Origin of the sequence: Enterobacter sp. Bisph1 (assembly GCF_000814905.1) — a bacterium.
GTDB lineage: Bacteria > Pseudomonadota > Gammaproteobacteria > Enterobacterales > Enterobacteriaceae > Kosakonia.
This window is the reverse complement of the sequence record NZ_JXAG01000029.1, coordinates 113,258-126,993: the sequence shown is the minus strand read 5'-3', so window position 1 is coordinate 126,993 and position 13,736 is coordinate 113,258. Positions and strand designations below refer to the sequence as shown.

General features: G+C 45.8%; 8 protein-coding genes and 1 tRNA gene. 1 reads left to right on the top strand and 8 read right to left on the bottom strand.

Annotated features, from left to right (window positions below; all coding sequences use genetic code 11):
* Positions 1 to 54: 54 nt before the first annotated feature.
* The 8 genes from RW65_RS05225 to RW65_RS05190 all read right to left on the bottom strand — a co-directional run bounded on the left by RW65_RS05225 (position 55) and on the right by RW65_RS05190 (position 12,471).
* Positions 55 to 1,203, bottom strand: coding sequence for a DGQHR domain-containing protein (locus RW65_RS05225; RefSeq protein WP_052250277.1), 1,149 nt, complete (start codon positions 1,201 to 1,203; stop codon positions 55 to 57).
* The gene (locus tag RW65_RS05220; RefSeq protein ID WP_039055617.1) at positions 1,200 to 2,003 is read right to left on the bottom strand and encodes a hypothetical protein; all 804 of its coding nucleotides are present in this window, start codon (positions 2,001 to 2,003) and stop codon (positions 1,200 to 1,202) included. The genes RW65_RS05225 and RW65_RS05220 overlap by 4 nt, the downstream gene beginning before the upstream one ends.
* Positions 2,000 to 7,081 carry a DNA phosphorothioation-dependent restriction protein DptH gene (dptH, locus tag RW65_RS05215; RefSeq protein WP_039055616.1) on the bottom strand — a complete coding sequence of 1,694 codons (5,082 nt, stop codon included), beginning with the start codon at positions 7,079 to 7,081 and terminating at the stop codon, positions 2,000 to 2,002. The genes RW65_RS05220 and dptH overlap by 4 nt, the downstream gene beginning before the upstream one ends.
* Entirely contained in the window at positions 7,062 to 8,402 is a 1,341-nt protein-coding gene (dptG, locus tag RW65_RS05210; protein ID WP_039055615.1) for a DNA phosphorothioation-dependent restriction protein DptG, read from the bottom strand. Before dptG ends, dptH begins: the two co-directional genes overlap by 20 nt.
* Before the next feature lie 4 nt (positions 8,403 to 8,406).
* Positions 8,407 to 10,056, bottom strand: coding sequence for a DNA phosphorothioation-dependent restriction protein DptF (dptF, locus tag RW65_RS05205; protein ID WP_039055614.1), 1,650 nt, complete (start codon positions 10,054 to 10,056; stop codon positions 8,407 to 8,409).
* 217 nt (positions 10,057 to 10,273) lie between these two features.
* Positions 10,274 to 11,539 carry a tyrosine-type recombinase/integrase gene (locus RW65_RS05200; protein ID WP_039055613.1) on the bottom strand — a complete coding sequence of 422 codons (1,266 nt, stop codon included), beginning with the start codon at positions 11,537 to 11,539 and terminating at the stop codon, positions 10,274 to 10,276.
* Positions 11,540 to 11,738: 199 nt separating this feature from the next.
* Positions 11,739 to 11,823, bottom strand: a tRNA-Leu gene (locus RW65_RS05195).
* 195 nt (positions 11,824 to 12,018) lie between these two features.
* Positions 12,019 to 12,471, bottom strand: coding sequence for a lysozyme (locus RW65_RS05190; protein ID WP_039055612.1), 453 nt, complete (start codon positions 12,469 to 12,471; stop codon positions 12,019 to 12,021).
* Positions 12,472 to 12,711: 240 nt separating this feature from the next.
* Between RW65_RS05190 and ahr the strand changes: the two genes are divergently transcribed.
* On the top strand, positions 12,712 to 13,731 hold the full coding sequence (gene ahr / locus RW65_RS05185) for an NADPH-dependent aldehyde reductase Ahr (protein ID WP_039055611.1): 1,020 nt from the start codon (positions 12,712 to 12,714) through the stop codon (positions 13,729 to 13,731).
* The last annotated feature ends 5 nt before the right edge of the window (positions 13,732 to 13,736 follow it).

The window sequence follows — 13,736 nt, the reverse complement described above, 5'->3', positions numbered from 1 at the left end:
AAAAATACCCATCAACCATATCTTTAAAAGATGGGTATCTTAATTCAACATCAATTACAAACCTGTCAAAAACAACATCCGTTTATAAGCATCATTCATCCCTTTTGTTGATGAGGGATAAAGAGTAGAGTCAGAGAAATCCTCTTTGTTTTTTATTACATTTAGATAGTTTGTAAAGTCATCACTTATAACCTTCCTAGAAACGCCATGCTTAAGCAAGACAGCTTTTAGAAATTTAAATATGCAAGCAATGCCAACTGTTTTCTTGAGAAAATTATCATCCCCCAGATCTTTCCAAAAAATTTCATCTGTGGCATCCAACGCTAAAGACAGTACTTCTTGAATAGCTTTATCATTTCCTTGAATATATAATTTCCTTAAGGGATACTCTGCATCATCTTTAAGAACACTTCTTCCATATATAGTACTTTCGCCCGCATATCGCTTTGAGTTCATCAAATATCGATCATCTTTAGGATTCTTACTTATCAGAGAAAGTATAGCTTCTACAATAGAGGCAGTAGAAACACGCCAAGAAGCTGTATTGTTTTTTTTATGTTCGTCTGCTGTTCTATATTTAATCCTATTTAACAAAGGCTTTTCACTGTTGAAAAGCCGAACAAGATAAACAGCTAGGGTTTCTGGCGGCCAATTTATTGGCTCTTCATTATCCAGTTCATAACCAAACAATTGATACGCTAAACTTTTATCGACTTTCCCTTGATTGTAATTTATCGTCGAAAATAGAAAAGCTTGATAAGGCATAGCTAAATCGATATAAATTGCACAAAGTAGATCCATTTGTGTTTCAGCATATTCAAAAGCATACAAGCGATGCTGCCCATCAATAATAGAAAGAACTTCCGAATGTTTAGGCACCTTTATTGTGTAAAGGTTCTCTGTAGTTGTTGGTTCGACTAAGCATCTTTCGCTTTCTCCAGCATATCTACCTGATTTTAAAAAATTTGCCCCTAGAATTATTGAGTTAGGAAAAGCAGCAGACTCTCCATCAATAAACTTTGATATTTCGTGTAGCCTTTTATTATTCAGTAAACGCTGAACACCTTGGATAGTCCCATTTACATTCTCGGCCTTTAAGGAAAAACTTATTTCCTTTAGAGTACCAGAAGGTATAACACAGGCATAATAATCAGCAAATGGCTGGGACACTTTCATTGCTAAAAATTCATGATATACACTCATTCTAGGCCATCTCCATTTAGTTGAGTGACGGGATGTTCTGGAGAAATTGCCGCCTCGTCGAGTCCCATACCTTGTAATTTATCACTATCCAATACTATGCCACCAATAAGATTATTTGCATCCGTTTTTACGATATATTCCTTTTTCCTAATATTTGTGAATATCCATAAAAAAATCGATAATACCCCTCCCCAGAAAACCTGAGGGGAATCACCTGTTGGATTTTTCAATGCAAAGAATGACAGTATAAATGCTACTACCCAAAGGAAAAATGCTGCATATTCCTTTACTCGGCTATCACTACCGTCATCAGTTAATAAATCATCTGAGCTAATATTTTTCTCGCATTCTGAATCATCTTTTTTTTGTATAAAAAACTCAGCAGCAATCCCACCCAACAACCCTAAGTTAAACATAAATAATGAAAAATTCTGAAAAAGAGTAATATCAAGAGATGAAATATACAAACAAACCACATTAACAGATTCAACTATTTTATCTGAGCGTATAACTCCTCCCGATGTTGTTGTAATAACAGCATTTGTTGGAACTATTGTTTCACAGACAGGTGAGAGGTCTAAAGAGTATAACCATGGAGCCCATATCCCTGCACTGGATATAAGCATAATCACTAGAAATGAAAATATAAATTTTGGATTTTGTATTACTTCATATATTACAGAAAGAAGAAAATTCCATAATAAAAACCAATACTTGAAATAGCCTTTTTCATCAATCTTTAGCCTATTGATTGATAAGTAATATTTTGTACAAGCAAGAAACTTTTCTCTTTTATTCATACAATTAACTCCCAAAATGCCTTATCACGCATCTTCTTGACCTTTTTATCTCCATCAATATACAAACTATAATGTTTTTCAAGCTGCCGAATCTGCCCCATCAAAGACTCCTGCTCACCTTTATCATCAACGTTAAATACCGCCTTAATATCTGCATTCCTAATCTCAGAAACACGATGGATCACCCAAGTCAAAATATATGAAGCATAATTATTTTCCCCAGTCTTAAAGTGAGTGATCTCCTGCGTTGACAGGATCGCACCAACACCATACTCACGGCCTTCTTTAAGAATCTTACGCAGGCTGGAGAAATCCTGCCGCATAAAGTTATCGGCTTCGTCCACCAGAATCATTTTGGTGAGCTGACGATAATCCCCCCTCACCACCGGTTTACCGCGCTTTTGCATCTGAGCGTAAAATAGATCCAGCGTAAGTGCGACTACCAGGTTTTGCACTTCTGGCGGGTAACCAGCCAGTTCGATCACGGTGACGCCGTCAATCAATTCGTACAAGCTGGTCATCTTCTCCGGGATAGTCTCGAATATCTTGTAACGCGCCAGTTTAGAAAGTGCTGCGTAAAGCGAATCCTCTTCAACCTTCTCCTGATCGAGGAAGCGCTGCCATACATCTTCAATCGTCGGCGCAGTCCTTGACCATGTTGTCGGATCTTCCGGCGAAATACCTGCCGCTTCGTAGCATTCTAAAATCAGATTTTCTAATTTGAGCTGCTGCTTATGGCCCAGCCCATAGGCTTTCGCCATCGTTTCGGATAGTCCACCAGCAGTATGGATTGGTAGCATTGGCGTGTCGCCAAATAGAGATAAGGGGTTGTAAGGCAGCTTAAATAACTTGTACTTTTTGGCACCCGTTGCATCCAGGAAAGCCTCATCCACATAGTCTGATTTGTAGTCGAAGATCAGCAAACCAATAGGTTTACCATCAACGTTACAGGACTGATTACGCATCAACTGTGTGACCAGTGATTTAGTAAACTGGGTTTTACCGGTGCCCATCGTTCCAATAATGCCGGTATTGGTATTCATAAACTTGGCGGTGTTGGTTGGCTCCCAATATAACGGACTCTGACGCGTAGCATCATGACCAAACAGGATCTGTAATGGGGTATCGCTAATATCAGGAGCTGCCACCGATACAGCAGGCTGTAACGACTCTGGTTCCGAAATGGACTGTGCAGTGGTCGGCGTTGTGACTTTTACCACAACTTCTGGTTGTGAAGGACTGGCATCACACTCTGGCGTAAGCAGGTATTTTTCCGGCACCCGGTAACGTTCCGCCAGCGGTGGTTCATCCCCCTGCGCAGCAATCAGCGAAGGCAGCAGTGAATAAGGGATTTCGATCTGTAAAATATTCTCCGCTGTCTCTTTATAAGAGAGATCGAAGCAGGTTGCGCTGTCCACATGCGCCACAACGAAGCCGTCCGCATAGTCGGTCAACTCACCTAACTGATAGTCGCCCGTTAACCACCATTCGCGTCGTTCCAGCAAGGGAGCCAGTTTGTCGCTGTCCAGCACACCATACAGGCGCAGTTTCTCCACCTGCATCAGTACCTGACGAATAAAGAGTGCTCGGTACAGCTGTGATGCCAGCGTTTGTGGTTCCAGAATATCCTGTTGTAAATAACGTTTCAGCTCACGAGCCTGTTGGCCTGCATAGCTGTAGTCAGGTCGCGCCCCGGTTTTAACTTCCAGCGGCAACAGATAGAGGCGGTCTTCTTTGAATCCCACAAAGAGCACATCATCAGAGATCGCACCTTTACGATACCCCTGTAAATTTCTCGATAAATCACTTTCTTTCATTTTCAGCCCAACATTGCCGGACACGCGGATCATTTCGGCCACCGATAGCGGAATCCAGCAAATATCGGACTGGTGCAACATGGATTGCACAAATTTGTACGCGCCTATAATGCCGTGTTTCTCTTTACGCTCCCTTTCACTGGAGCGCAGCATTTTCAGCAGCCATTCACCGTTAAAGGCATTAAATTCAGCCAGCAAATGCTGACTATCAACAGCAGGTTGCCCTGACTGGCTTCCTGTCTGGAGCAACCGCAGGAACAAATCAACCTGCTTCGTGACGGTGACGGCATCGTAGCCTGCGCAACTGGTGTACTGGTCAGAATAGTGGATAAGCACCACATCTTTCTGACTGGTGAAAAAGTCGAGGGTGACTTTAGGATCAATGATGGTGGTCCAAAGCGCGCTATTGTAAGAGTAATTGAGCAACTGTTTAAAATTGCCACTCACAGCCAGGCCGATCCCTTGTCCATGATACTGGCTATTGCTTTGACGTGCGGGTTGCCACAGGCAGCCGATTAGTCTGGCAAGACGCAGGGCGCAATAAGACTCAGTATCCACATCACGCAGTCCAAACGCGGTAAAGTAAGCATCCCCCTGCGTTTCAGCCCCCTCCCCAGCGATCAACCCATGACACAATACCCCGCTGGATGCATCTTCAATGCGGATCTGGCGGCAATCCACAGGTGCTGTATTGGTGAAAAATGCCAGATGTGCATAGGCCAGCTTGTCGCTTTCTGACGGCAGGACAAACTTGCTGAACGTTAACCGGCTACGCAGCAAATCAATCAGCATATCGGCTTCCGCCCGCCATACGCCGCTGTTCAGATCGAGATCGTTTTTAAGCTGTTCATAGCTACCACTTTCAGCAAAGTGATCGAACATATTTGGTAGCAAACGTTCATCGTAGCAGTTCACATGAACCGAAATAGCGTGCTCTTTTTCTTCCTTAAAATATTCTACTAATCCCAGAAACAATTCTTTGGCATTCCCTTGATTAATAGCATTGATAATCAACGCACTATTTTCAGCACTCTGGAACAACCGGGCGTAAGCGTCTGTGAACTCATTGAGTTTGTCTTTTACCAGACGCTTAATGTAGTCATGACTAACCTGTCGCTGAGGAACCACATCAATCCAGAAGCGGTTTTCCTCCACCGGCTGTAGTTGCGCGTATTCATGCTCACTGTGATAAACAAACGGCATTAACCCGGAAACCATCAAGCGATCAAGAGTGATCGGCGGTAGTGTGGCAAATGAAGCCGAATCGTGCTGTTCCGACTCCGCAACGATAGTTTCTGCCAGTTGCAGATGGTAGGCCAGCACTAATGGGTGCAGTGGTGAGAGACGCTCATGGCTATCATTGCGGCAGATCCCCAGATGCAGAAGACGTTTCTCGTGCGCTGTCAGCGCTCTGCTCTGGCCGATTTGCTGGAGTGACTGCTCAAACGTAGTAACAATGTAGCTGACCAGTGTGCGATATTCCGCTGACCACGACACCAGACTCGGTAGGGTGTTACGACGATGATAGTAGGCAAATAACTGCTCATAGGCATTATGGAGATCGGGGTAGCTGGCAAGAAGTTCATCCAGCGCAAACTCACTATCGTCACTTCCCGTACCCAGCAAACGTTGCTCAATTAATGAGGCTTCCAGTATCAACAACTGCTGGCGTACACCGACGACCTTGTGTTCAGTATTATCGAGTATGATGCGCCCTTTTAGTCGGTTCCAGGTTGCATTACCCTCTTCTTTGAACAACTTATTGAAACGACTTTGGTCAAAAAGCAACGGCAACGTTAGCCCTTCTTCTGCTCCCGGCCCCTCGATGTTAAACGACAGACGGGAATCACCGGAAACGAGCACAAACTGAACCAGGTCACTTTGATTTGCCAGCGTCTCAAAATTCACCAGAGCATAATGCTGGCAGTCGATGTCTTCGCTCTCGTCATCCAACGTACAGGTAAGGTTGCCAGACTCGGCAATACGCAGCGTGTTATCTTCCAGTTGCAGGGTTATTTGATCTTTACCTGGCTCAACGCGGTAGCAGTGCTGAATATCGTTTAGCCAGAATTGCCCTTGTTCGACCAACAACAGGCGAAATTTATACTCTTCAGCTGAATTATTGCGGTTGGTCAGTTCGAGACTGAAGAAGCAGGGATGCCCGTCAAAAGGCACCGACGCCATAATGCGGGAAGTCTTGCCGCCCGCCCGGCTGGTGCGCCAGAAAGATGCATTCTTTAACTGGCGATTATGGGCAATCTTTATCTGGTTATCTTGAAGATCATTACCTTGGAAACTGAATTCCAGCTCAGCCTTTGATTGCCCTGGCTGCACCTGCACCAGCAGGCTGATGTCTCGTTTGCCTGCCTTACTGGCGCTTTTCGCCCGTTGCCAAACCTCACCGTTTTCGACGGAGACGTTCTCCAGTACCAGTTTTTGTTCACTATTCTGTTCTTTCTCTTTCCTGTAGTCGGAGAAATCGAGCTCACGCCAGTCATCTTTATCGTAAAAATGCTCCTGAATGAATTTTGAACTAAACTCAGGCAGCACATTCTCCAGCTGTCCACTGTAGCGTTCAACACTATCTTCTATCTGGCGATATAATTTCCGGTTTTCACTCAGTCGGGTGCGTAGCTGCTTCTGGCTATAATTCAGTAGTTCATCATCTTTAAACAGATGAAGCTCGGAGAAATCCAGATTGCCATCATCCAGCAAGCGATACAGCGACGAGAAACCAAATACGGTCGCGCCTTCATCCAGTACCGTCGCCAGTTGATCCTCCAGCAAACAGCGGGACAATTCCGAACGGTTACTATTAGTAGTAATGAGCTTGTCCAGTTGATGACAGAAAGTTTGTGGGTACCAAATAGCATCCGGTGCCGCCACGTCTTTCGTGCTGTTAATCAGGGTATCGAGCATACTGTTGTGAATAATCAACAGCGCTGTTTGGGCAAAAACGCCGCTGCGCCCTGCAACTTCATCGCGCAAATGAGAAATGTAGTTTTCTGTGAATGCTGGAGCCTCGGCTCCGTGCAGTACAGGAATAAGCTGAACACCATTGCAGGGGAGGCAATCAATATATTGCCCTGGCGCAATTTCCAACTGATTGCCGTCCGCCAGAGAGACGAATGCTTCCCAGAGTTTTAGGGCATTATCGGGATCGGGAGATTTGAACTGGTAGCGCTCGCCGGGCTGAATGATGCCACCTACCCATTCAATAAAGGTTTTTGCCAGATAGGTTTCATACTGTTTTACGGACATACACGGCGTCTCCACTATCACTCATTCGCTCTACATTTCCCATGCGTTCATAAAACGCCACCAACGTTTGCACCGACTGGTTATCCAGATAAAAACCGCGCTGTTCAAAACCACGCAGCAGTTCGTGCAGGCGGAGTTTGTCATTTTTGCCTATGGTGAGATTGGTCAGTAACAGAAGACGATCCTGATTCAGCACCAGCACTTTCCCTGCACGACCACGAACCTGAATAAAGTCAGTGCAAATCTGGCTCTCAAGCTCATTAATGTAGTCTCGGTTCACTCTTGCTCTATCAGATCTTTTATTCTGAAACTGTGCAACAGCAACTGATTTTAGCTGCTTAAAGGCCTCATCCAAGTTTGCAGCTCGTTCGCAAACCTGAAGTTCGCGCTCGACAATAAACTCCTGCAAGTAATTGTTAAGCGAATTTAGTACCTTTGTTGAATCTGAGTAATTGAGACAATCTTGATAAACCTGCCATAGCGGGCGTTTGGGTTGCCCTTTGTGCTTTTTATCATTCCACTGTAAAACTTCCAGCGCAGAGAGCATCGGGAAAAGATTTTTACTATGCCGAGCAAAAAGCTTGTAACCATAGGTTTGCACACCTTCCCGTTCTGCACTGGCTTTTTCCGAGTCAAGGATGAAAAAAAGGGATTTGCTTTGCGGTTCCCCTTTTTGCCAATTGTCTAGATTGAGCGCAAGTTGAGCGCACCAGCTAAAAGCATACAATCGCAAAGTATTGGCTAGTTCCTGTAGAAGATATTGTGGATATTCCGCTAGAAATGCCAAATCGGACTGAAAACATTTCGCAATAAAGGGAAGATAAGATTGTTCTTTGGTAAATGGACTTTCACCAGAAAACTCATATACTTTTTCATCAAGCTTATTCAAAAGTTGCTTTTCGATAAAATTCAGCTTATCCGGCATTGGATAGTTGAGATTAAAATCCCCCATCAAATTAGCGAAGAGAGCTCCAAGACGCTTATCGGCTGCAGAACCAGAGTTTATTCTTTCATTGTTAAACTGGGATTGAAACAATAAAAACATAGGAGAAACACGAAAAATATCGTGGTTCGAAAAATACATTCGTTCCAAGACGGCCCAGAAATCTGGTTCATCAATTATTTTTTCAAAATGGACTTTGCAATCATCTCTGAATTGTTCAATCCCATAAGACTCTTCGATTTTATGTTTCAAGGAATAACTTAGTACCAAACCGGTCACTATTTGCCAGTTAATATTATTATTTTTATTTCGTATAGGAAGATAGCTAGGCTGTGGATTATTTTTCCTTACTTCCAAGATCTCTGAAATAGGATACATTCTGTTACCCCTCCATTCCGCTAATAGAGATCATATCGTCATCAAATCTTGCACTATAAACTCGGCGCATACCATCATAAAATCTTATCTCAGAACTAAGCTTGATCTTATCAGAAACTAAATCAATAATTCCGTCTAATAGAACAATAGCATTTTTATCGTATTTATTCGGACGATAACCATTATTTAATTTTTTCAATAATTCGAACAGGTTAAGTCCGATACGGATGGGTGGTAATGGATCCTCACCCACTTTTAAATGAACATCGAAGCCAGTAGGATGAGCAGTATGTTTACTACGGATAGCGTCCCAGTCAGGCTTCAGCGCTACTGGCGCAGTTATTTTAACCCCACCAAACTCCCCTAAAAAAAATTCTTCTTTATGCTTACTCAACTCCGGCGCTTTACGGTTTGCATAGCGCTGGATACCAGCGATAAGTTCAGAGGTGTAAAAGCGATTCAGTGATCTTTTTTGCTCCAGATCTGCTGTGTAATTTCTATGTAAATGCCAGATTTCTGAGTAATGTTCAAACAACGATTCGTTAAAGAACGCGGAAAATCTCCGATGATAATCATTACCCAATGACTCGTGCTGCAATAGCCAGAAAAGCCGGATCAACGAGGTTGCGTCACCAGGCTTAATGCACTGGCGATCAAACTTAATGTGTAACGGCTCAAGTGCGGCTAAAAAATCATCGAGCTCAGCATCAACCAGTCTCAGTTCATAGCGCAAAACAAACTGATCAAGTTCATAAGTGTGCAATCTGGCGGGATCAAAATCGCAAATTTTTTTAATCAGATCATTTTCTGCACCGGTGAAGAGGTTATCAAACAAGTAGCCAGGCCCCATCAGCAGATGATGCAAAAAATCCAGCAGCGTTCGGGTCGTTACAAACTGGTCTTTAATTAGTCGCGCTTTAAAGAGCTGCGTAATTAATACATTCTGCACACCTGGCATGCAAAGCAATTTAAAGTTTGCGACCTCTTTTAGATCTGGATTAATTGACTCATCGCGCCGAAAAATAAACTGAAATAAATTATTATCATCATCACGAGTTAAATTATCTAATAAGGTCTTAATAAATGATGAATATTGTTTACTTTCGTCAAACTGGAATTTAGGGTAATGTTCAAAATCAAAAAAAGAACAATTCTCGTTACGGTAAGGACGGCTTGCATCCTGCTGTCCTGATAAAAATGAGTCAATTGCAGACCGGATCACCCTGTGGCATTCAGCGCCTTCTCGGGCAAAGTTAGCGAGCATTCCGGTGTTGATGCCAATGAGCAATGGAGATGTCTGCTGATGATGATTAGCAAATAATTCATTCAAAGCATCAATGGCTGATTGTCGAGGGGCAAAGCTATGAGTGGCATCCAGATGGAAAATAAATCGCCGCTGATAACGCGGATCTGACTGACAGCGGGTTAAAATTTCGGACTTTCCATCCCCGCTACTGCCGCACAAAAAAATGATTTCACCGGGTTTAGCAACATCCAGATAGCGTTGTAATTCGGTTTCAATTTCTTGTTTAACAAAGAGTTGTTCCTTTAACTGATCGAACTCATCCTTCTGACGGTGTGTCACGGTGGTGACGGAAAACGAAGATGACTTCGCAAGTACACCCAACGCTTTACGTAATGTGATTGCGCTCATAACTTCATGTTCTCTAAAGTAGGAATACACCTATTCTATAAAAGCTACCCACTGATATCTATAGGCTCTTTGACACATTCATTACGAGCAATTTCAAAATTGTGTATTTTCCTTTCCGTCCACAAAACACATCCAGAGATGGCGGGTCAAGTCCATACATCAACCAGCTTCACTTTGGAAGCTGGTTGATTGATTGTATATTAATTAAACATATACACTAAATATTACCACGATTGACTTTTGCATAGTCAAACGGCGTAATCCCACTCTCCCGATTCCCATCCAGAAAGTCAGCCCACCATTGCAGCATCAGTTTGCGTTCATCCAGATGCTCTGCTTTATGAATATAAGCCGCACGTACTAAGTTACGCTCCATATGGCTCATCTGACGCTCTACCGCATCCCTCGACCACAACCCTGATTCAATCAACGAACTACAGGCCATTGTTCTGAAACCATGCCCACAAACATCAACCTTCGTGTCATATCCCATGACGCGCAGTGCCTTGTTCACCGTGTTTTCACTCATGGGCTTATGAGGGTTATGATCGCCAACGAAAACAAAGTCACGATCACCACTGATCTTGTGGACCTGTTGAAGGATTACTAATGCCTGACGAGACAGAGGAACTAAATGAGGTGTACGCATTTTAGAACCTCGTTGCGAATGCTTAACACCTTCTATAGCTTCTCGTTCTGCCGGGATTGTCCACATTGCCCTTTCAAAATCGATCTCGGGCCAACGGGCAAAGCGCAACTCACTGGAACGAATAAAGATTAATAACGTTAGCTCAACAGCCAGACGGGTTAAAGGCCGTCCGGTGTAGCTATCAATTCGGTGGAGTAGTTCAGGTAAGCGTTTCAGTTCAAGTGCTGGTCGATGGACACGATTACTGGAAGCAACTGCCCCAGCCATCTCCTGAGCAGGATTGTAATCGATCAAACCGCTTTGCACTGCATAACGCATAATCGCATTGGTACGCTGCTGAAGACGCGAAGCCACTTCAAGACGCCCTGTAGCCTCAACTACTTTGATAGGCACAAGGAGATCGCGCGTACTAAAACTATCAATACTTCGCTTTCCAATCGCTGGGAACAAATTATCTTCCAGGCTCTTCAGCACCCGCCGACTATGTTCTTCTGTCCATTTTTTATTTGCTGCGTGCCACTCTCTGGCAACTGACTCAAAAGTAATAGCTTCTTTCGCCTGTTCTTCTTTCACAGCTCGTTTGTGTTCGCGAGGATCGATTCCAGCAGCAACAAGCCTTCTGGCCTCTTCCCTCTTCTGACGAGCATCAGCCAGGGATGTTTCAGGATAAACCCCAAACGCCATCAGGTGCTGCTTACCACCAAAGCGAAAGCGGAACCGCCAGTATCTAGAGCCGTTGGGGTGAACCAGCAAAAACATGCCATCCCCATCGACTAGGGTGTACTCCTTTTTCTGCGGTTTCGCAGAACGCACTTTGATATCTGTCAGAGCCATAAAAGTTCTCCTTCCATGTGCTGCCGTGAGTATATAAGCATTATCGAACCAGCATATATACTCGGTTCTATACTCACAAGCGACTTGATGTGGGTTGACTCAGATTGACTTCTGTTGAAAGGAAAATCGCGGAAAGCCTTGTGTGGCGTGGATTTCAGGCACAAAAAAAGACGTCCGTTGACGTCTATTGATGTTCCGATGGTGCCGAAGGCCGGACTCGAACCGGCACGTATTTCTACGGTTGATTTTGAATCAACTGCGTCTACCGATTTCGCCACTTCGGCACTGAAGGGGATGCGGAAACGTGTTGGATTATACCTGCCGCGGGCGGCTATGCAAGTCGCGATATGGTTACCCACCGCTAAGTGCTGAAAAAATCGGCGGTCTCTACCCCAGCGGCTGCCCCATATAGGCAAACCAGCAAAACACTAGCCCGCCGTCACCCCCTTTTACCGCCGACCGCAGCCCAGTCCCCCAACCTACACCGCCGTCAAAAACAGCTTTCGCTCGGCTTCGCGCCGCCGTGTCAGCCCGGTCAGTACTTTGCCGCCGGCTTTATTCCAGCGCAGGAACTGATCCGCCGCCTGGGCGTATTCGCCCTGATTAAGCAGTTTTAGCAGCGTCGAGCTTTGCAAATTCCCGACGCCCAGGTTGAAGGTGAACGCCACCAGCGCGTCGAACTCGTTTTGATTGAGAGCCACCGTCACCACGTTATGCACGCCGCGCTCGGTGACCAGCAGATCGCTGCGCAGCAGCGCTTCGGCCTCGGCTTCGGTAATAGGTCGGGGGAAGCGTTCGTTCGGTAAAATCAGATGCCCGTAGCCAATGGTCCACTTGCCGACTGCATCCTGGTATTTTTCCAGCCTAAGTCCCTCAAAAGATTTGATAAGCGCGATTCCCCCTGCGCCCGTATGTTGCGGTTGACTCGGCATGTTGGTTGCTCCTGTTGAAGGGGAAAAAACAGCACTCTTTGAGGATGGTTCGGACACATCGTGTTGCAAAGTCAGCGCGGCAAAATAGGCGTATGGAAAATCCGAAAATAGCGGCCTGCGCTGCACGTTTCGCCACGGGCTTTTGGCGAAATGGGCTATCTGCCCTGGTGCACTCTGCCGCCGGGGTCGCAGATGCCCTACACTTCATAAAATCCCCTCTCTCAATCAAAGGAATCCCTCATGAGCATCATTAAAAGTTACGCCGCGCCGCAGGCGGGTGCCCCGCTGGAACTGCAGGAGTTCGACGCTGGCCCGTTGGGGGCAGAAGATGTGGAAGTGCAGGTAGATTACTGCGGCATCTGCCATTCGGATTTGTCGATGATCGATAACGAATGGGGCTTTTCGCAATACCCGCTGGTTGCCGGGCATGAAGTGATTGGTCGTGTGGTTGAGCTGGGAAGCGCGGCGCAGAACAAAGGATTGAAAGTGGGTCAGCGCGTTGGGATTGGCTGGACGGCGCGCAGCTGTGGGCACTGCGATGCCTGTATCGATGGCAACCAGATCAACTGCCTGGAAGGTTCGGTGCCGACCATCGTTAACCGCGGCGGCTTTGCCGATAAATTGCGTGCCGACTGGCAATGGGTGATCCCGCTGCCGGATAGCATTGATATCGAAACCGCCGGTCCGCTGCTGTGCGGCGGTATTACGGTGTTTAAACCGCTGCTGATGCATAACATTACCGCCACCAGCCGCGTGGGCGTGATCGGTATTGGCGGTCTGGGTCATATTGCGATTAAGCTGTTACATGCGATGGGCTGTGAAGTGACGGCGTTTAGCTCGAACCCGGCGAAAGAGCCGGAAGTGCGCCTGATGGGGGCGGATTACGTGGTGAACAGCCGCGATCCGGAAGCGCTGAAAGCGCGCGCCGGGCAGTACGATCTGATCATCAACACGGTGAACGTCGATCTGAACTGGCAGCCCTACTTTGAAGCCCTGACGCACGGCGGTCATTTCCATACCGTGGGCGCAGTGATGAAGCCGCTGGAAGTACCGGCCTTTACGCTGATTGCAGGCGATCGTAGCGTCTCCGGTTCGGCGACCGGTACGCCGTTCGAACTGCGTAAGCTGATGAAGTTTGCCGGGCGCGCGAAAGTTGCACCGACGACAGAGATGTTCCCGATGTCGCAGATCAACGAAGCGCTGCAGCATGTGCGCGACGGCAAAGCCCGTTATCGCGTGGTATTAAAAGCAGATTTCTGATGTGA

Coding starts and splice junctions, on each gene's coding strand:
- RW65_RS05225 (WP_052250277.1), bottom strand. CDS start 1,203: ATGAGTGTATATCATGAATTTTTAGCAATGAAAGTGTCCCAGCCATTT.
- RW65_RS05220 (WP_039055617.1), bottom strand. CDS start 2,003: ATGAATAAAAGAGAAAAGTTTCTTGCTTGTACAAAATATTACTTATCA.
- dptH (WP_039055616.1), bottom strand. CDS start 7,081: ATGTCCGTAAAACAGTATGAAACCTATCTGGCAAAAACCTTTATTGAA.
- dptG (WP_039055615.1), bottom strand. CDS start 8,402: ATGTATCCTATTTCAGAGATCTTGGAAGTAAGGAAAAATAATCCACAG.
- dptF (WP_039055614.1), bottom strand. CDS start 10,056: ATGAGCGCAATCACATTACGTAAAGCGTTGGGTGTACTTGCGAAGTCA.
- RW65_RS05200 (WP_039055613.1), bottom strand. CDS start 11,539: ATGGCTCTGACAGATATCAAAGTGCGTTCTGCGAAACCGCAGAAAAAG.
- RW65_RS05190 (WP_039055612.1), bottom strand. CDS start 12,471: ATGCCGAGTCAACCGCAACATACGGGCGCAGGGGGAATCGCGCTTATC.
- ahr (WP_039055611.1), top strand. CDS start 12,712: ATGAGCATCATTAAAAGTTACGCCGCGCCGCAGGCGGGTGCCCCGCTG.